At 51.8% G+C, this 18,109-nt stretch carries 24 protein-coding genes; 4 read left to right on the top strand and 20 right to left on the bottom strand.

The annotated features are described in order from the left end of the window. Window positions 1-8: 8 nt before the first annotated feature. From KNP86_RS02065 to KNP86_RS02050, 4 genes are all read right to left on the bottom strand, one after another. Window positions 9-368 carry a DUF3397 domain-containing protein gene (locus tag KNP86_RS02065; RefSeq protein WP_214752652.1) on the bottom strand — a complete coding sequence of 120 codons (360 nt, stop codon included), beginning with the start codon at window positions 366-368 and terminating at the stop codon, window positions 9-11. Continuing rightward, window positions 362-1,201, bottom strand: a complete 840-nt coding sequence (locus KNP86_RS02060; RefSeq protein WP_214752650.1) for a 2-dehydropantoate 2-reductase — start codon at window positions 1,199-1,201, stop codon at window positions 362-364. Before KNP86_RS02060 ends, KNP86_RS02065 begins: the two co-directional genes overlap by 7 nt. Before the next feature lie 108 nt (window positions 1,202-1,309). Further along, window positions 1,310-1,483, bottom strand: coding sequence for a 50S ribosomal protein L32 (gene rpmF / locus KNP86_RS02055; RefSeq protein ID WP_015881300.1), 174 nt, complete (start codon window positions 1,481-1,483; stop codon window positions 1,310-1,312). A gap of 22 nt (window positions 1,484-1,505) precedes the next feature. After that, the gene (locus KNP86_RS02050; protein WP_034777064.1) at window positions 1,506-2,033 is read right to left on the bottom strand and encodes a YceD family protein; all 528 of its coding nucleotides are present in this window, start codon (window positions 2,031-2,033) and stop codon (window positions 1,506-1,508) included. 157 nt (window positions 2,034-2,190) lie between these two features. Here KNP86_RS02050 and KNP86_RS02045 point away from each other — a divergent pair, with 157 nt between their 5' ends. Beyond that, entirely contained in the window at window positions 2,191-3,321 is a 1,131-nt protein-coding gene (locus tag KNP86_RS02045; RefSeq protein ID WP_214752648.1) for a tRNA(Met) cytidine acetate ligase, read from the top strand. Here the strand turns inward: KNP86_RS02045 and KNP86_RS02040 are convergent. From KNP86_RS02040 to KNP86_RS02020, 5 genes are read right to left on the bottom strand one after another with little or no spacing between them, the layout of a single operon-like run. Next, complete coding sequence (locus tag KNP86_RS02040; protein ID WP_214752646.1) at window positions 3,300-4,292, bottom strand: SepM family pheromone-processing serine protease; 993 nt, start codon at window positions 4,290-4,292, stop codon at window positions 3,300-3,302. The genes KNP86_RS02045 and KNP86_RS02040 overlap by 22 nt on opposite strands. Then, entirely contained in the window at window positions 4,289-4,786 is a 498-nt protein-coding gene (gene coaD / locus KNP86_RS02035) for a pantetheine-phosphate adenylyltransferase (RefSeq protein ID WP_034777061.1), read from the bottom strand. The genes KNP86_RS02040 and coaD overlap by 4 nt, the downstream gene beginning before the upstream one ends. Before the next feature lie 4 nt (window positions 4,787-4,790). Further along, window positions 4,791-5,357 carry a 16S rRNA (guanine(966)-N(2))-methyltransferase RsmD gene (gene rsmD, locus KNP86_RS02030; protein ID WP_034777060.1) on the bottom strand — a complete coding sequence of 189 codons (567 nt, stop codon included), beginning with the start codon at window positions 5,355-5,357 and terminating at the stop codon, window positions 4,791-4,793. 53 nt (window positions 5,358-5,410) lie between these two features. Beyond that, window positions 5,411-5,674 carry a DUF2129 domain-containing protein gene (locus tag KNP86_RS02025; protein ID WP_021067029.1) on the bottom strand — a complete coding sequence of 88 codons (264 nt, stop codon included), beginning with the start codon at window positions 5,672-5,674 and terminating at the stop codon, window positions 5,411-5,413. Continuing rightward, the gene (locus KNP86_RS02020; protein ID WP_034777059.1) at window positions 5,658-6,104 is read right to left on the bottom strand and encodes a YlbF/YmcA family competence regulator; all 447 of its coding nucleotides are present in this window, start codon (window positions 6,102-6,104) and stop codon (window positions 5,658-5,660) included. The genes KNP86_RS02025 and KNP86_RS02020 overlap by 17 nt, the downstream gene beginning before the upstream one ends. 130 nt (window positions 6,105-6,234) lie before the next feature. Here KNP86_RS02020 and KNP86_RS02015 point away from each other — a divergent pair, with 130 nt between their 5' ends. Next, entirely contained in the window at window positions 6,235-6,990 is a 756-nt protein-coding gene (locus KNP86_RS02015) for an ATP-grasp domain-containing protein (protein ID WP_128122771.1), read from the top strand. Between the two features lie 103 nt (window positions 6,991-7,093). Further along, the gene (locus KNP86_RS02010; protein WP_021067026.1) at window positions 7,094-7,456 is read left to right on the top strand and encodes a YugN family protein; all 363 of its coding nucleotides are present in this window, start codon (window positions 7,094-7,096) and stop codon (window positions 7,454-7,456) included. 54 nt (window positions 7,457-7,510) lie between these two features. On the opposite strand, the gene KNP86_RS02005 is transcribed toward KNP86_RS02010, so the two are convergent. The 10 genes from KNP86_RS02005 to cyoE all read right to left on the bottom strand — a co-directional run bounded on the left by KNP86_RS02005 (window position 7,511) and on the right by cyoE (window position 15,462). After that, on the bottom strand, window positions 7,511-8,002 hold the full coding sequence (locus KNP86_RS02005) for a cysteine hydrolase family protein (protein WP_214752644.1): 492 nt from the start codon (window positions 8,000-8,002) through the stop codon (window positions 7,511-7,513). Between the two features lie 141 nt (window positions 8,003-8,143). Further along, window positions 8,144-8,416 carry a hypothetical protein gene (locus tag KNP86_RS02000; RefSeq protein ID WP_034777053.1) on the bottom strand — a complete coding sequence of 91 codons (273 nt, stop codon included), beginning with the start codon at window positions 8,414-8,416 and terminating at the stop codon, window positions 8,144-8,146. 5 nt (window positions 8,417-8,421) lie between these two features. Next, the gene (locus KNP86_RS01995) at window positions 8,422-9,036 is read right to left on the bottom strand and encodes an SCO family protein (protein ID WP_214752642.1); all 615 of its coding nucleotides are present in this window, start codon (window positions 9,034-9,036) and stop codon (window positions 8,422-8,424) included. Between the two features lie 20 nt (window positions 9,037-9,056). Further along, on the bottom strand, window positions 9,057-9,518 hold the full coding sequence (locus tag KNP86_RS01990) for a DUF420 domain-containing protein (RefSeq protein ID WP_034777049.1): 462 nt from the start codon (window positions 9,516-9,518) through the stop codon (window positions 9,057-9,059). A gap of 23 nt (window positions 9,519-9,541) precedes the next feature. After that, window positions 9,542-10,465 carry a cytochrome c oxidase assembly protein gene (locus KNP86_RS01985; RefSeq protein ID WP_214752640.1) on the bottom strand — a complete coding sequence of 308 codons (924 nt, stop codon included), beginning with the start codon at window positions 10,463-10,465 and terminating at the stop codon, window positions 9,542-9,544. Between the two features lie 134 nt (window positions 10,466-10,599). Continuing rightward, window positions 10,600-10,929: a cytochrome C oxidase subunit IV family protein gene (locus tag KNP86_RS01980; RefSeq protein WP_034777045.1), complete on the bottom strand. Its 330-nt coding sequence runs from the start codon at window positions 10,927-10,929 to the stop codon at window positions 10,600-10,602. A gap of 1 nt (window position 10,930) precedes the next feature. After that, entirely contained in the window at window positions 10,931-11,557 is a 627-nt protein-coding gene (locus tag KNP86_RS01975; RefSeq protein ID WP_034777044.1) for a cytochrome (ubi)quinol oxidase subunit III, read from the bottom strand. After that, window positions 11,558-13,426, bottom strand: a complete 1,869-nt coding sequence (gene ctaD / locus KNP86_RS01970; protein ID WP_034777043.1) for a cytochrome c oxidase subunit I — start codon at window positions 13,424-13,426, stop codon at window positions 11,558-11,560. It lies immediately after the preceding gene. Window positions 13,427-13,464: 38 nt separating this feature from the next. Next, the gene (gene coxB / locus KNP86_RS01965; RefSeq protein ID WP_214791563.1) at window positions 13,465-14,481 is read right to left on the bottom strand and encodes a cytochrome c oxidase subunit II; all 1,017 of its coding nucleotides are present in this window, start codon (window positions 14,479-14,481) and stop codon (window positions 13,465-13,467) included. A gap of 60 nt (window positions 14,482-14,541) precedes the next feature. Continuing rightward, window positions 14,542-15,462, bottom strand: coding sequence for a heme o synthase (gene cyoE, locus KNP86_RS01960; protein WP_034777042.1), 921 nt, complete (start codon window positions 15,460-15,462; stop codon window positions 14,542-14,544). 331 nt (window positions 15,463-15,793) lie between these two features. Here cyoE and KNP86_RS01955 point away from each other — a divergent pair, with 331 nt between their 5' ends. Then, window positions 15,794-16,696, top strand: a complete 903-nt coding sequence (locus KNP86_RS01955; protein ID WP_034777041.1) for a COX15/CtaA family protein — start codon at window positions 15,794-15,796, stop codon at window positions 16,694-16,696. Between the two features lie 51 nt (window positions 16,697-16,747). Here the strand turns inward: KNP86_RS01955 and KNP86_RS01950 are convergent, their stop codons facing one another. Continuing rightward, the gene (locus tag KNP86_RS01950; RefSeq protein ID WP_214752638.1) at window positions 16,748-18,103 is read right to left on the bottom strand and encodes a cryptochrome/photolyase family protein; all 1,356 of its coding nucleotides are present in this window, start codon (window positions 18,101-18,103) and stop codon (window positions 16,748-16,750) included. Between the last annotated feature and the right edge of the window lie 6 nt (window positions 18,104-18,109).

The raw sequence follows: 18,109 nt of genomic DNA, 5'->3' as shown, positions 1-18,109 counted from the left end.
TCAAACGATTAATACATCATCTCGCGTGCGATGCCGATCGTGAACAAGACGAAGTGGGCCGGGACGAGGAACAAAAACAATAGGCGCCACCCGTGCACGAACATTTTCGAATAGACGACATCCTCATGACGCACCCGCTGCCAAATGGCGTTGGCAGGGAAGATGGCGGCACAGACGGCAAGCAGCAGCCAGAACACATCGACCCCGACAATCGCCTCGAGCAAAATCCCACACGCATAGAACCATAGGACCACGCCGGCATCACAGACGAGTTTGAACGTATTAACCGATTTCGGCATAATTTTTCTAAGTATCATATACACCATAAACCAAATGACGAGTGGAAATGAAACGATATACACTAGCACGATACGCTCGCTCCTAAAATTAATTTTTGTAGGACGGGAATGACGGTCAATGTGATGCCTCGCTCGTCGGCCCGTTTCAACAGCGGTGTCAAGATGGCGTCGACCTCGGTTCGGCGCCCTGCTTCGATGTCACGTAACATGGAAGACCGGTTACGGGCCGTTTTTTCAATGATGGTCTCGATATATGTATAAGGCACATGCCGGTCGAACAATGTGGACAATTCCGCATAGACGACATCGGCGATGTCACGGCAAGGCGGCGAAGCGACCGCACCATTTTCGACACGGCAGAGCGCTGTGATCGGATTGATGATCGCGTTCGCGAATAGCTTCTCGGTGACGACTTGCTCGATGTCTGTTTCCCAGACGACATCGAGTGGAGATGCGTTGAACGCCATCTCTTCGAGCGAGCCGAGGCTGCCAATCCGAATGCGCCCGAGCCCGGTATGCTGGAGCCGGTCGCCGTCGCGGCTCACGCCATGTTCGACCACGCCGAGATGAAACCCTCGTTTCCGTGCGTAGTCGAGATGGGCAATCCCGTTCGAACAGATGAAGACGGGCACGTCCCCTGACAATCGTTCCGTCGCCGCCTCGACCTGGTGTGCTTTCGTCGTCACAAAAAAAACGTCCTGCTCCGACTCGACGAGTGTCGTCACCGGACAAAGGCTTACATGAGCCGTTCCCTGCGTGACGCCGATTCGTTCGATCGTCACGGTCGTCACCTCGTCGACACGGCCATAGAGCGTCACCGTATAATCCGGTTCGAACAGCGAAGCCATCAGCATGCCGACGGCGCCGTTCCCGATAATCCCAATTCGTTTAATCGGCTTCATTGCCATCCCTCCACGTCTAGTCTGCACTCAAAAGTTTACCACAATCTGTTTCCACGACCCAAAAAGAAAAAAAAGAAGCGATCTCCGAGGAGACCGCTTCTTTTCGCATTATTTGCTTGTTACTTCTTTACCGTTGTAGTGTCCGCAAGATTTGCATACACGGTGAGAAAGCTTCATTTCGCCACAGTTCGGGCACTCGTTCATACCAGGTACGTTGAGTTTGAAGTGAGTACGACGAAGACGTTTGCGAGTTTTCGACGTTCTACGGAATGGTACTGCCATCGTTGTCCACCTCCTTGAAAAGTTAGCCGTTCTCGTCCTCTTTTTTAGAGAACAAGTCGGCGAGGCCCGCGAGGCGCGGGTCAATTTTTGGTTGGTCGTCCGGCTGCTCGTCAATGACGGACCAGCCTTCCCCTTCAACCTGAGTTTTGTCTGTTTCGTTCCCGAAAACTTGCATCGGGACGTCTAACATGATGAGCTCTCTTACGATTGGTCGCAGATCAATCGTATTTCCTTCTGGCAAATTGACATCATCGAATTGCTCCGTATAACGCCCATTCTCCAAAAAGAAAGGCTCGAGCGATTCAATATCAAATTCATAGATGACATCGTCCAACGTACGCGCATCTGGCAACGTCAGGTCACCTTGAACCTTCAAATTGAATGTAACTTGATTAGATGTGAACGACGCATCCCCGTGCACATGCACCGGGCGAATCGAACGGATATCCGGATGGAGCTGAGTAAGCTCTGGTAGTTCGACCATCTCATCGATGGCAAAACTGTCACCCTGGTTTCGTAGCTTAAGTAGCTGTGCAATAGACCACTTCATCCGAATCACCTCAATTGCAACAATATGAATTATAGATAGGCCAACTTGTTTTGTCAATGTTTTTTCTTTACACTAAAATCAGTTGACGACGGCGCTTTGCCAAAGCGTACTTATCCATCTTACACCAATCCAATCGACAATGCAAAGGAGTAATTTTATGCGAAAAACGGCCATCATCGCTGAGTACAACCCGTTCCATAACGGGCATCTCCATCAAGCTGAACGAGCACGGATCGAAACGGGCGCCGATGCCGTCATCGCCGTCATGAGCGCCCAGTTCACCCAACGCGGGGAACCGGCGGCGTTCGACAAATGGAGCCGCGCGAAAGCGGCCGTCCAGACGGGCGCGATTGACCTCGTCGTCGAACTGCCGACCCGTTACGGGGTACAACGTGCCGACCGGTTCGCAAGCGCCGCCGTCGCCATCGCCGAACGCATGCAGTGCCAAACGCTGTCGTTCGGAAGCGAGAGCGGAGACATCACAGCCGTGAAACGGGCCGCGGCCGCAAACATCGAGGCGACGCCAGCTTATCAGACGGCACTAAAAGAAGCGCTTGACCACGGACGATCCTCGGCCAAAGCGTCGAGTGAGGCGTTCGGTGCGCTCTATCCCGATTTCGACTTGACGCTCCCGAACAATATCCTCGCCTATCACTACGCGAAAGCGGCGACGACGATCGAGCTCCATACGATTCGTCGCCTCGGTGCGGGATACCATGACCCAAGCGTCTCAGACGTCATGTCGGCCACGGGCGTGCGCGGCCACTACTTGGAGACAGGTATGGTCCGGGCCGTCCCTGACGCCACGAGAGCCCTGTTTGCGGACGTGTCGATGGCACACTGGTCACTCTATTGGCCCGTCTTGCAGTACAAGTTACGGACGACCCCGAAAGACGTGCTCGACCAACTTGTCGGCATCGACAGTTCGTTATCACCGCGTTTGATTCAAGCCGGTCTCGAGCCAACGTTCGAGCAGGCGCTCGCTCGACTGTTAACGAGACGCTACACTCGGACCGCCATTCAACGTGCTCTCGTCTCTGTTCTCGTCCATTGGCGCCGCGATGAGCTGCCAGAGCGTTTCGATGAGGTGCCTTACGTCCGCCCGCTCGCGTTCAACGCGATTGGACGAACCGTGTTGAAAGGTATAAAAAAAGACGTACCGCTCATGAGCAAGTACCATCCTGACCTTGCGTTCGAGGCTCGAGTGACCGAGGCGTATCGCCTTCCTCTCGGAAATCGGTCACTCGTCGAACACGTACAAACCCCTCAATTCATTGACTCCAAATAATCGATGGCCTCCTCGACCGTCTTGACCGGAACGACTTTGATGTCACTGTCTAGGCGGTCGAGCGATTCCATCGCCTCATCGTAATTTGATCCGTCCGGCACGAAGAAAACCGACGCACCGGCCCGGTCGGCGGCGACGATTTTTTGCCACGCCCCGCCGATTGGCCCCACGGTCCCGGTCTCATCGACCGTGCCGGTACCGGCGATCACAGCCCCGCCCGTCAAATCACCCGGTGTCAACTGATCAAAGATTTCAAGCGTGAACATAAGACCGGCCGAAGGTCCTCCGACGTTCGTCAGTTCGAACGAGACTTCCGGGACTGTGCGCACGTCTTGAATCGGTAACGGTTCATAAATCCCGAGACCGACCCGGTCGCCGGTCCGGTCGAGCGGCTGGATAAGCGTATCGACCTCCAGCTCCCGTTCATCCCGTTCGAGCGTGACGGACACTTCATCGCCGGCTTCGAACGAAGCGACACGTTCGATGAAGTCGAGACGCGACGCGAACGACTGGCCGTCGATGGCGGTGATCACGTCACCCGGTTTCAAAACGTTCGCCGCGAGCGACCCGCTGATTGGGGCGGAGACATACATCCCTTCGAACGAAACCGTCATGTCGGCGTCCGCCAACTCATAGGCGTATTGAATCGCCGCCTGCTGGGACGATGCCATCAACAGCTCTTGTCTGCGTTCGTAGTCCGCCTCGCTTTCCCCATCATATAAATAGCGGCTGGCCGGGCTGGCATCGGTGAACGGCGTGAACCAACTGCCGACGAGCCAAAGCGGAGTCGCCCGACGTTGCGAGATGGTCACCATCTGTAGCTCGCCGGGTTCTTTATCCCCGCCTTCGACCGTCATGAATTCTTCAATCGTCGTTGCTTCCCCCGGGTAGGTGATGTAATACGGGAGCGGCACAAACAAGAAAATCAAGACGGCCACGAGCAACCCGAAGCCGATTTTGAGCGACTTCATTGTCCTTGGCTCACTTTATACTTTTGACGCAAGGCGTGCTCGACTTGTTCAGGGACGAGTTCAGCGACGGACGCCCCGTATTTGGCGACTTCTTTCACGATTGACGAGCTTAGGAACGAATATTGGCTGTTTGTCATCATAAAGAGCGTCTCCACGTTCTCATTCAACTTTTTATTGATGGATGCGATTTGAAGTTCATATTCAAAATCAGAGACGGCCCGCAGCCCACGGACGATCGTTGCCGCCTCACGCTTCGCTGCATATTCGACGAGCAATCCTCCAAACGCGTCGGCGGTGACGTTCGGCAAATGGGTCGTCACTTCACGGATGAGCGACAAACGCTCTTCTACATTAAACAATGGTGCCTTGCTCGAATTTTCGAGCACGGCGACGATGACTTCGTCGAAGATGGCTGCCGCCCGCTCGATGATATCTAAATGACCGTTCGTAATCGGGTCAAAGCTCCCCGGGCAAATCGCGATACGTTTTGACATGTTCTCACTCCTCGGTCGCCGCATACTCGTAGAAGCTGATCGTGATCACGTCCGAGTAGCGCTGCACCTTGATTTTTTCCAACTGCCCGACCTGATCCGGTAACGTCACATCGCTGCCATGTTCGCAGACGACGACCCCGTTGTCCGTCAATAGTCGGTTCGACTCAATGATGTGTAAAAACGGCACATGTTCTTCCGCATGATATGGCGGATCCATAAAAATCAATTTAAACGGCTGTCCTTTTAAGACGAGTTGGTCGAGGACCGACCGGGCGTCTTGTTGCAACACCGTCGCTTTTGACTCATAGTGTGTCGTCTTCAAATTGTCTGTGACCGTCTGGATCGCCTTTCGTTGCTTGTCGACGAACACGGCATGGTCACATCCCCGTGACAATGCCTCAATCCCTAACCCACCGCTCCCGGCGTATAGGTCAAGCGCATCTCCCCCGGCGAAATAAGGGCCGATGATGTTGAATAATGATTCTTTCACTTTATCTGTCGTCGGTCGTGTCGCCGACCCCGGGACTGCCTTGAGTCGGGTCCCTTTTCGTTCTCCTGAAATCACTCGCATCTCCGTTCTCCTTCACCACAAAAGATGAAGGCGGCACCGCCTTCATCTTTGTGTTATTTCTGCTTCGATTCGTACGTCTCCGCGACGAACGGCCGCTCACTGCGGACGACCGCTTCGACGAACGGCAACGCGCTCACTTGTTCGAGAATCGCCTCATGTCCATCGAGGTCGGTATACAAGAAGGCGTACTTCTCCCGCTTTGACACGTAATACAGGTTCGCATAGCGACGCAACGCCTTCACTTGCTTCAACGATTGGACGTAGACGACGAACCCGATTCGACCATTCAACTCAAACGTCTCAGATGGCACATCCACAGCTTCCGCCTCCACAACTTCCTCCGCCTGAACATCCGCCTTCATCGAAGAACGGGTTTCCGGTCGGGACTTTGATTTTTGGAGAAACCGAGAAGGCCAACAGCTCACTCACTTCCCCGAGCAGTTTATCTAAACTGCGTTCCGCTTTTTTAAATGCGGCCACTTCTGGCTGGACATCGAGACGCCGTTTGACGAGATGCATCTCTTTTTTAATGCGATCGTGGTCCGGGTGATGTTTCCCGAACCGCTGTACGTACTCGTAATCTTCTTTCATCCGCAAGAACTCACGTTCCACGAGGCGCGCTTCCTCCGATTGGGCTCGCGCTTGTTTCGTGGCGATATATGTTTGGAACGACTCGCTCGCTTCAATCAAATCGGCTAACGATTCCGTTTGATCGAGCAGGGCGATCGTCTGTTCAGTAATAATCATGGCTTTCACCCTTTCTGCCATGATTTTAACACATTTGATTCCCTCTGTAAGCAATCGGCTTTATAATTGAACGTGACTGTCAAGCGTCCAACCAGAAAGGAAGTGAACAGGTGCATCCGTGCACCTCGCTATGAAAAAAGTCTCATTTAACATGATTCGTTCGGCCGGCATCAAGACCGACTATGCGAAACCTGAATATTATTACGACCAGCTCGATAAAGTAAGAGCGGCCGACCTCGTCTTGTTCCCTGAATATTGGATGGTCAACTCGATCATCTACGGACTGAATAAACCGATTTTCCCGTCCCCGGCCACGTATCACCTCGGGCACGATAAGATTGAGATGACGCGCGCCTTCAAGGCGACGTTCCCGCACCGCATCCCGAAGACGCTCATCTACGGGAAAAACCCTTACACGATTGAGCGTGTCTTGGAAGAGTTCGAGTACCCGTTCGTCGCCAAGACGGCCAAGTCGTCGATGGGACAAGGCGTCTGGCTCATCAAGCATGAACAGGACTGGCTCGAATACGTCGACAAGCACGAGACGTTCTACGTCCAGCAATACATCCCGAATGACCGCGACTTGCGGATCATCGTCATCGGTGAAGAAGTCGTCGGTTCGTACTGGCGCGTCAGCGAAGCGTTCTTGAACAACGTCGCCCAAGGTGCCCACTTCTCGTATGACGACATCCCGGAAGACGTCGTCGCGGAAGTGCTCGACATCGCCAAGACGCTTCACATCAATCACGCTGCCTTCGACGTCATCGTCGCGGACGGTGAATTTTACATTTTAGAGTTCAACGTCTTCTTCGGTTCGGAAGGGCTCCTGCCGCTCGGTGTGAGGCTTACAGACAAGATTGCCCACTACCTCGACACCCAGGCTTGAGGCGTTCATCTTTTTTTCACAATTTGAACACACGTTATTCCAAGAACGTTTTCGAATATGATATGATGACATATGAGGTTTATTAGGGAAAAGGGGGATTATGATGAAATTTGAGCAGTTCCACATCGAAGGAAAAGAGATCCGCTTCGGTTTGCTCGAGACGATCATGGATCATCATCATTTCATCCGTGAAGGCGCTTGGGACTATGAGCGTGCAACGTATGACATGAAGTACGAGAAACAATCGACAGGCGAGACGTTCTACCTTCGCTTACCGGTATATGCGATTGAAGGACAAATCGAGGACCGTCATGCGGTCGTTAAAATGTTGACACCGATTCTCGGAAAACATTACTACCCGCACGGCGTCGAGTACGACGAAGAGTTCCCGGAAGAAATCGTCCGTGATTGCGAGCGTCGTCTTGCCGCACTCGCTGAGACACTCGAAGTAAAACCCCTTGCATAAGCGAAGGGGTTTTTCTTTTGACCACATATGACAAGCCGACGTCGGCAGAACAGGTTATGCCGACAAGTCTCCCGATTGAATAATGGTGCAGCCTTTGCCCTCATAGTACGCGATCATTTCGTCGATTTTCTTCAAGTCATAGCTCGTGATGCAATCCGACAGGACGCTGACCGCATAGTCTGCTTTCCGCAGATTGTAGCACGTCGACTTCACACAGGCGGTCGCGTCGGCCCCAGTGATATAGAACGTGTCGATGCCATGTTGTTGAATGAACTCCGCGAACGCTTCACTCGTCAAGGCGTTGCCCTTATATTTGGTGAATACGTGATCGGACACGATTTTCAACTCTGGCGCTAATTCCGCTCCGCGTGTTCCCGTTTTGAACGTTCTCGTCCCCGCTGATAAGTTCTCATGCCGGATATAGACGACATGAATCCCCTTCTCGACCGCCCAATCGATTGATTTGTTGATGTTGTCGATGACTGCTTTGTAATGTTTCGTGATGTCATTTTGAATATCAATGACGATCAATGCCTCATGTTGCATCTGATTTCCCCCTCGATGAGTCGCGTACCGTGACTACTCATTCCATCATACCAGATACCCGAGTTCACTTTTGGGAAAAATAAACAAAGACGACATCTTCTTCCATAGAAAAAGGGAGGCCCTCAGCGGGTCCTCCCTTTTTCATATAGCAATCACATTAAGCGTCACATCGACCTGTCCGAGCAACAAGTCGAACTGATCGCGCACATACCGATACAGGCGTTCAGCCTCGACGAGCGAGACGGGTGCGATGATTTGATAATCGTATTGCTCTTTCGACAGAGACACGACTTTCACTTCACGCAATCCGAATTCGATCGCGCTGCAAGCGATCAAATCCTCGATCGCCCGTTCGGCAATCGTCACATCTCCATAGGAATAATCATTTCCGATGACAGCCATCGTATCATTCATCTTCTTCACTCCTTTTCTGCCGCGAGTACTAACACGTCCTCCATAATGGTTTCGATGTCGACAGGTTTTTCTCCTGCCGTCGCCATTTGGGCAACCGCGCGCACGTCATGCTTGCGATCGATGATATACATCGTCGTCGCATGCGTGACGAGGCCACTGTTCGCTTTCGAGTAGTAGAACTGAAGCTGACGCGTGATACGGTCGATATCGGCTTTGTCTCCGGTCAACATCTTCCAGCCCGTTGGTTCGGCTTGGAACGCCGCCCCGTAGTTCTCTAAGACGGGAACCGTATCGACTTCCGGATCGACCGTGATGGCGACGAGCTCAACGTCCGTCCCGTATAGATTGTTCGCTTTCAGCTCTTGCTCGAGCTTCATGAAGTCGCGCAACGTGAGCGGACAAATGTCCGGGCAGTTCGTGTAAAAGAACGTGACGATTTTAACTTTACCGTTGTCCGAATTGTACGACTGACCGTCGAGCGCGTTCGTTAACGTGAACGGGGTCGGCTCTTGGATGACGGGCAAGTCCTCTTCTTTAAAGAATAAGAAGTACGAGGCCACGCCGATTGCCACCAAAATGGCGACCGTCAAACCGACCGTCATATAGCTATTCCGTTTCATCCTCTTCCCCCTCTCTCGATTCACCCACCGATAATGGCACGGAAGACGTTCGTCGTCTCACCTGGGTCATAGGCGACGTAGAGGAGGACGTATACCGTCACCCCTGTGATCGCCGTGAAGAACCAGACGACCGAAGCTTTCGGTCCGATTTTCCGGTGTTTCTCGACTTTGTTTTTATAGCCGAGGTAAAGTGTGATCAAGCCGAGGACCCCGCCTGTCGTCGCGAGTAAGATATGGAAGATCATGAACGCCAAATAGTATGGCTTCACTGAATCAGGTCCGCCGAAGGCGGTATTGCCGACAAAAATCGTACGCGAGACGTAAAGAATGAAGAATGTTGTCGCGGCGATCGCGGCAGCCGTCATGACTTTTTTATGTTTGTCGACGTTGCGACGATCACGCGCGATGATCGTCCATCCGATCGCGACTAAAATAGCACTGATGACAATGAATGTCACACTGATCAAGGCAAGATAGTTCATCGTAGTTTCCCCTTTGACTTAGTTCATTTTTTCTCTTTTGGTTCTTGCGGTGTGAACGACATGCCTTCATCGAGCGAAAGCGATTTTGTCCGGCGCACCCAGCCGAAGAACGTCCAGCCGAAGAAGAAACCGTAGACAACTTCTTGACCGAGCTTCATCAATACCCCACCGAAGCGTTGGTCTTCAAGGGCGCTGTTCGTCGCGCCCATGAGCGCGTTCAAATCAAGGCCGGATACGTCCCCGTTCGGCATACAGTAGCCGAGCACGGTCGCAAACGTTTCTGCGTCTGTATAGGCGTCATACAAGATGCCTTGGCTGAAGATGATGAACGCACACGCCGGCGTCAACAACACCCCGTTCGCGATGATGTATACCATCCGCTTCAAATCAGACATGCCTTCCTCTTCTTCCGAGATGAACGGTGCGATGACCGGATACCACATCGTCAAACTGAAGACGACAAGAGCGCCGTGGAAGATGCGGTGCACACCATAGTTCGTCAACACGTAGTCAAAAATGAATGGCATATGGTAGAACGTGAATAATGCATTGAACAAAACGAGTGCGATCAAAGGTTTTGTCATAAATTTGAGCGTCGGCCCAATCACCTTATAGCTAAATAATTTTTCAAACACCCAATATGGCATCCCGTACACGACGAGCGCCGGTGCGAGCACGTAGACGAGCACCATCTGCAACATATGCACCGAGAAGATGATATGCGCGAGCACATCGACCGGGCTACCGAAACCGATGTAATACAATAAAATAGCGGATAACATGCTGAACTTTTGTAGCAACGTGGTCGACTCGTACCCTCGCTTCGCCATGCTCTCTGTGACGACCGCATAGAGGACGTACAACCCTACCATCAACAATCCGAACCATGGACTCCAAAGCGTCGTCCAATCGAACTGTTTGAGTAGCTCTGATGTATTCCAGAGCATCCCTTCACCCCTTTTCTTTCTCTCCCAAACCGATGAAACCGTTCACTTCAAGATTACTATTCCTTTATTTTTGAAGTAAAGCAAAAAGGACTGAATCATCTATGTTTCCACAGATGTTCAATCCTTTGTCACATTTACCAAATGAGCAAGCGAAGGGCCGCGACCGTGATGATGGCGACAAAGATGCCGAGCCACATCATTCCGACGATCCACGTGTTGCCACGGTTGTTCATATGCATGAAGATATAAAGCTGCAAGAACACTTGGATGATGGCGAGGATGATCAAGAAGCCACCTGCCGCCCACACCGGCATGAGTTCAGCGTATACGGCGCCGAACGCGACGAATGTGAGCAAAATCATCATCGCGAAGCTAATCAACTGAAGTTGATACTCGCGTCTTGATTCGGCTTTTACTTCAAGCTCTAACTGTTTGTGCGTTTCGTTCATTGGTTGTTTTTCCATATTAGCTCACCATCCCTAAGAGGTAGACGATTGAGAAGATGAAAACCCATACGACGTCGATGAAGTGCCAGTACAGGCTCGACACGTAGAACTTCGGTGCGTTGTACACATCGATTGGACGGTTCCAGTTGCGAATCAACAGCGTCGTGATCCAAAGGAGACCGAACGTGACGTGTGCGCCGTGGAATCCGACGAGCGTATAGAACGCAGATCCGAACGCGCTCGATGTGAACGTGTGACCGATGTGGTAGTAGTGGATGAACTCATAAATCTCTGCTCCAAGGAATCCAGCCCCGAGGAGAAGCGTGACGACCAACCAAAACTTCATGCGGCCTGGATTGTTCGCTTTCATGTTCATCATGGCGAGAACGCTTGTGAGCGAACTTGTGAGGAGGAGCATCGTCATTAAGAAGACGAGCCCCATCTCAAAGATATTGTACGAACGAAGTTCCTCTGGCGCACCAGAGTTCAGTAGACCGACGTACGTTCCGAATAGCGAGGCGAAGAGAACAGTCTCTCCACCGAGGAAGAACCAGAAGGCCACATATTTATTTTTCCCTTCCAGCGTGGCTTTCTCTGGATTGGCCGGAATACCGGTCACCGGGTGTTTTTCGACTGCATGTGCCATTTATTGGTCTCCTTTCTCACGAATCGCTTTCAAATCCGCTTCAATCTGTGATTTTGGAATATAGAAGCCATGGTCGTCGATCCATGAACGGAGGAACATCGACACGAATGTGATGAGTAATCCGATCACGATGAGTGACCAACCGACAACCGCGTTATCCATTTGGAAGATCGCTCCAAGTCCGGCGATGAAAAGACCGAGTGACATGAAGAATGGAATCAACGAGTTGTTCGGCATGTGGATGTCTGCTACTGGTTCAGCAACAGAGACCCGTTTGTTGCCCGCCATTTTCTCGAGCCAGAACGTATCGAGACCTTTGACAAGCGGTGTTTGTGCAAAGTTGTACTCTGGTGTCGGTACAGGAAGCGTCCACTCCAATGTACGTCCATCTTCCCAGTGGTCTGGCTTGACGCGTTGTTTCGACAAGAATGCCTTGACAACAGCGACGAGCAAGATGATTGTCGATACACCCATGAAGAAGGCACCAATCGTCGACAGTAAGTTCATCGTCTCAAACCCTTGGTTAGGAAGGTATGTGAAGACGCGGCGTGGCATCCCGAACAATCCGAGGAAGTGTTGCGGGAAGAACGTCAAGTGGAACCCGATGAAGAACAACCAGAACTGCCAGTAGCCAAGCTTCTCAGAGAGCGCTTTGCCGAACATGAGCGGGAACCAGTAGTAAAGTCCTGCGAATAGACCATAGACAACCCCACCTACGATAACGTAGTGGAAGTGAGCGACAACAAAGTAACTATCGTGATACTGATAGTCGGCCGGTGCGACCGAAAGCATGACCCCTGTCATCCCCCCGACGAGGAACGATGGAATGAATGCGACCGAGTAGAGCATCGCGACGTTGAACTTGATTTGTCCGCCCCATAGCGTGAACAACCAGTTGAAGATCTTGACCCCTGTCGGAACGGCGATGGCCATTGTCGCGACAGCGAAGATCGAGTTGGCGACCGGTCCGAGACCGACCGTGAACATGTGGTGGACCCAAACCATGAATCCGAGGAAACCGATGAGCATCGTTGCGAAGACCATCGTTGTGTAACCGAACAGACGTTTACGAGCGAATGTCGGAATGATTTCCGAGAAAATACCGAACGCAGGGAGTATCAAGATGTATACTTCCGGGTGTCCGAAGATCCAGAAAAGGTGTTCCCAGATGACGACGTTACCGCCGGCTGCCGGATCAAAGTAGACGGCACCGAACAAGCGCTCGAACATCAACATGAACAAGCCGACTGTGAGCGGCGGGAACGCGAAGACGATCAACGCCGAAGCGACGAACGTCGTCCACGTGAAGAGCGGCATCCGCATGAGTTTCATGCCTGGTGCACGCATGTTCAAAATCGTGACGAGGAAGTTAATCCCGGCCATGAGTGAACCGAAACCTGAGATTTGAAGACCGAGGGCGTAGAAGTCGACCCCTGATGCTTCAGGTTGTGTCGAGAGCGGCGCGTACGCCGTCCACCCTGCGTTCGGTGCAGCGCCGAAGAACCAGCTAAGGTTCAGCATGACACCACCGAAGAAGAACAACCAGAAACCAAGTGAGTTAATGAACGGGAACGCGACGTCGCGTGCCCCGATTTGTAGCGGTACGACGGCGTTCATAAATCCGAATAGCATCGGCATGGCCGCTAGGAAGATCATCGTCGTCCCGTGCATCGTGATCAATTGGTTGAACGTTTCGCCGCTGACGAAGTCGTTCATCGGACGAACGAGTTGCCAACGAATAAGTAAAGCTTCAATTCCACCGAGAAGGAGGAAGAAGATTCCTGAGAACAAATACAAAATACCGATTTTTTTGTGGTCAACCGTCGTAACCCAATCCATGATGCCATTGTATTTACGCGGTTGCTGCATAGCAGTGGTCTGTGCCACGTGAAATCCCCCTTTTCCCGTTAGTCAATCTTCTGATCGTACAAGAAGTCAACGAGTGCATCTAACTCTTCATCACTGATTTGGCCTTCACCGAAGCCAGGCATGAGCGCGCCTTGTTTCAATTCTTGTGGGTCGCGAATCCATTCTTTCAACTTCTCTTCGTTGTTTTCGAGGTAGCCCGCCAACCATTCGCGATCACCAAAGTTCGTCAAGCTCGGCGCGACTTTCCCGCCACCGTGACAGCTCAAGCAGCTCTCGACGTACACGGCTTCGCCTGTCGTCAAGTTTTGGTTATCTGCAACGAGGTTTTCTGTGTTTGCGTCCTGCTGTGCTTTCATGTCTTCGAGCCATTGGTCGTACTCTTCTTGCTCGAGTGCGATGACTTTGAAGTCCATGAGTGCGTGTGAAGGTCCGCAAAGCTCGGCACATTTCCCGTAGAACGTACCTGGTTCATTTGCATGCAACCACATTTCGTTATCAAGGCCTGGGTTCGTATCCGTCTTACCTGACAAGGCCGGTACCCAGAACGAGTGAATGACGTCTTTCGATGTCAAGTTGATGCCGACACGCTTACCGACTGGGATGACGAGTTCTTGACCCGTGACCACGCCTGCGTTCGGATATTCAAATTCCCACCAGTAAAGGTTGGCCGTGACATTGATTTCTTCTTCTTTTTTCGCTTCTTTCGCTTTTGCGAGCTCGACTGTCGTCGTGATCGTCGGAACAGCGAGAATGATCAATAAAATGATTGGAACGACTGTCCAAATCATCTCGAGCGTGCTGCTTCCTTCGACTTGCTTCGGAATTGATTCATCTTTCCGACGGAATTTCATGAGCACGTACACGTAAATAATCGTTACGATGACAAGTACAAAGAGCATGATTGCCAAACTGATGAGAATGATGCGAAGCTGAATCTCAGCTCCCTCTCCCATCGGCTTCAATGCAGACAATCCCTCTACGCCGCACCCTGATAACAGTAGTGCGAACATCATCATCGGGACGATGCCAAACAGAAGCTTCTTAAATGATTTCACAACAATCCCCACTTTCTCCCAAAATGATGTGCAATGGTTTCTATATAGTGAGTGCGACTATCAAAGTGCCGTCAATACCAGCGTGACAATCCACACGACTAAATAAATCAATGAATAAAAGAACATTTTGTTTGCCCACTTGATCTCATCTTCGGCCTTGAAACCTTTCAAGCCGAGATATAACCAGTAGCCCCCAAGACCGGCCGCGACGATCACGTAGATCAAACCGTAATGCAAGAACAAGAGCGACGCTGGAATGAGTGTCGCGATCCACCAAATGATTTGGCGCTTGGTGATCGCAAAGCCGTTGACGACCGGTAGCATCGGAATGCCGGCCGCTCGATACTCCTCGACACGCCGCATGGCGAGCGCGAGGAAGTGTGGCGGTTGCCACAAGAACATGACGAGGAACATGAGCCACGCATCGATATGAAGCGCGGGATCGATGGCTGCCCAACCGATGAGCGGTGGTACCGCTCCGGAGATGCTGCCGACGACCGTGTTCAACGTGTGCGTTCGTTTAAGCCACATCGTATAAATGACGACATAAAAAAATGCCCCGATTAAACCGAAGACTGCTGCCACATACGACACGATCAATAAGAGCAATGTCCCGATCGCGAGTTGCGTTAATCCAAGGAGCAAAATCCGTTCTCCCGAAATTTTCCCGGTGACACTTGGTCGGTTGTCTGTACGTCCCATCAAGTAATCGATATCACGGTCCACGAAGTTGTTTAGGTAACAACTCCCGGAGATGACGAGCGCGCTTCCTAACATCGTTAATAAGAGTTGTGGCCAAACTTCAAACAAATAAAGTACTGGCGTATCACTCTGATATGTTGCTGCTACAAAGAAACCGGCGAACACCAACAATAGATTGGCGCGGACGATTCCCATTTTTGCCAGAGCAACATAGTCGCGGAACGAGGCGGATTCTGTATATTCTACTTCTGCCATTGTCCCTGGGTTGACTTTTGTCATACTGACCCCCCTACTAATCACGAAATCCTCGTATTCTTTTCACAGAAAAAACACAATATGAACAAAGTTCACCTAACTCATAACAAAGATACCATATTTTCAAAAAGAATACGTCGTTTATGCTTGTAAAATAGCTAGTTTTTTGTGACAGACGTGTGATAATTGTCACAGTAAAAACGCTACGCTAATACTAGAATAACGATTTTGATAGCGATTGCAAGCTTTTCCGTTTCGTTTTTACGACGTAAAGCCGTATAATAAGTATGGCGAAAAAAATATAAACTGACAAGGCACAATTCTAGTGATTTTTCTCAAAAGCAGGTGGAAACGAATGCATAAAAAACTCGCACTATTTTCAGCACTCGTCACGCTCGGGATGATGCTCGTTCTCATCATGGGTGGAACCGTGACGAAGACCGACTCCGGCGACGGGTGCGGTACAGACTGGCCGCTCTGCCACGGGAAACTGATTCCGACCAATCCGAGCGTCGAGACGATGATCGAGTACAGTCACCGTGTCGTCTCCGGCATCGAAGGACTCCTCATCATCGCATTGACGGTTTGGACGTTCGCGGTCGTCAAAAACCGCTATGACGTCAAAGTGTTCGCGTTCCTCGCGTTCATCTTTATGCTCATCCAGTCCATCATCGGCGCCGGTGCCGTCATCTGGCAACAGTCGGACGCGATTCTCGCGCTCCACTTCGGCATCTCGCTCGTCTCGTTCGCGTCGCTTCTCATTTTGACGATTCTCTTGTTCGAAGGAGAACGTCTGCATCGGGCCGTCTCCGAACGATTGAAGATTCACCTTTACGGCTTGACGATCTATACGATGGTCGTCGTCTACACGGGTGCTTATGTCCGTCACCTCGGCGCGACGTATGCGTGCGTGGGCTGGCCGATCTGTGACCAGAACGTGTGGACGTTCGAGTCGTACGTCCAAATGGGGCACCGCATCATGGCGGGACTGCTCGTCTTCTATACGCTGTACGTGTTGTACTTGGCGCGACGGGAGACGAATCAACTCGTCGAGACCGGGATGTGGGCGTCCTTGTTCTTCATCTTGCTCCAAGTCGGCACGGGGGCGTGGATTGTACTTGGGGGACATGCCACATACGTACCGCTCCTCCACGCGTTCTTGATTACCTGCTATTTCGGGATTGTCTCGTACTTGGCATATCATGCGTATCGGAGTCAGAAGCAGACGACCGCGTCCGCTCGACAAAAATCAGTTTAATCGAACACACGAAAAGGAGCGACGTTCATCGCTCCTTTTTTCTATGCCTATTTACTGTGCATCCTTGAACCGTTCGAGCGCTCGGGCTCGCGCTTCCTTATGGTCGACGATTGGGTCGATGTATCCGTCCCGCTCGCTGAGGTCGGGAAAGTGAATCGACTTTTTGTCGAGGTCGGCGAGTTCAGGCACATACTTCCGAATGAACGTCCCTTCGGTATCAAACTTCTCGGATTGCGTCGTCGGATTGAAGATGCGGAAGTACGGAACCGCATCCGTCCCGACCGAGGCGGCCCATTGCCAGCCGCCAATATTCGAGGCTGCCTCATAATCGATCAGTTTCTGTTCGAAATAGCGTTCCCCTTTTCGCCAGTCGATCAGTAAATGTTTCGATAAGAACGAGGCGACGATCATCCGGAGCCGGTTGTGCATCCAACCTGTCTCGTTCAGTTGCCGCATCGCCGCGTCGACGATCGGGTAACCCGTCTTCCCCTCACACCACGCCTGGAAGTTCTCGTCATCGTCTTCCCAGTCGAGATGCTTATACTTGTCGTTGAACGGACGGTCTTTCAGTCCCGGGAATTGAACCATGATCATATAATAAAATTCGCGCCATAACAGCTCATCGTAATACGTGTCGCGTCCGCTCGATTTCGGCGCCGACAGCACTGCTTCCGCCACGGTGCGGATCGACAACACCCCGGTCCGTAGATATGGAGAGATCCGGCTCGTGCCGGCGATCGCCGGGATATCGCGGTCCTCATCATAGGCGTCGATCCGGTTGGCGACAAAGTCATGCAAACGTCGTTTCGCGGCCGCTTCTCCGAGCGCTTTCCACGAACGCTCGCACCGGTCGAACTGACGCCGCAATTCAGCAGGCACGACATGTTCGGTCGCGACGAGTTGCTTCAGCGCTGTCACATCGACATCATACGGTGCGGGCGGCGTTTCGGCGTAGGCCGCCTTTTTGAACGGCGTATACACTTTGTACGGGTCCCCGTCTTTTTTCGTGAACGCGTTCGGGGCAAACAAATGCCGATCGAGCAGACGGATGACTTTGACGTCTTGCCCGAGCGCCTCGATGACGGCATCGTCGCGCTGCTTGAACGGTTCAACATACTCGGCGTTAAAGTATAGCGTGTCAAACTGACCGAGCGCTTCGACGAACACTTCGGCCGTGTCGGCGACGATGACACGCAGGCCGAGGCCGTTCTCCTTGAGCTCACCCATAAATTGTCGCATCGTCGCGAAAAAGTAATCGTGCCGTGTCTCGAACGGCTCGCAATAGTTCGGATTGAGCCAAAAGACGAACTCCAATTCATCGCCTGAAGCAGCGTCTTTCAATACCCGGTGTAACATATGATTATCAGTCAATCGAAAATCCGATCGAAACCAACAGACTCGTCTCATCTCTCC

The sequence above is a fragment of the Exiguobacterium sp. s16 genome (assembly GCF_018618115.1).
Lineage (GTDB): Bacteria > Bacillota > Bacilli > Exiguobacteriales > Exiguobacteriaceae > Exiguobacterium > Exiguobacterium mexicanum_A.
Note: the sequence above shows the minus strand (reverse complement) of the source record. Positions and strands in the feature narration are given on the sequence as shown.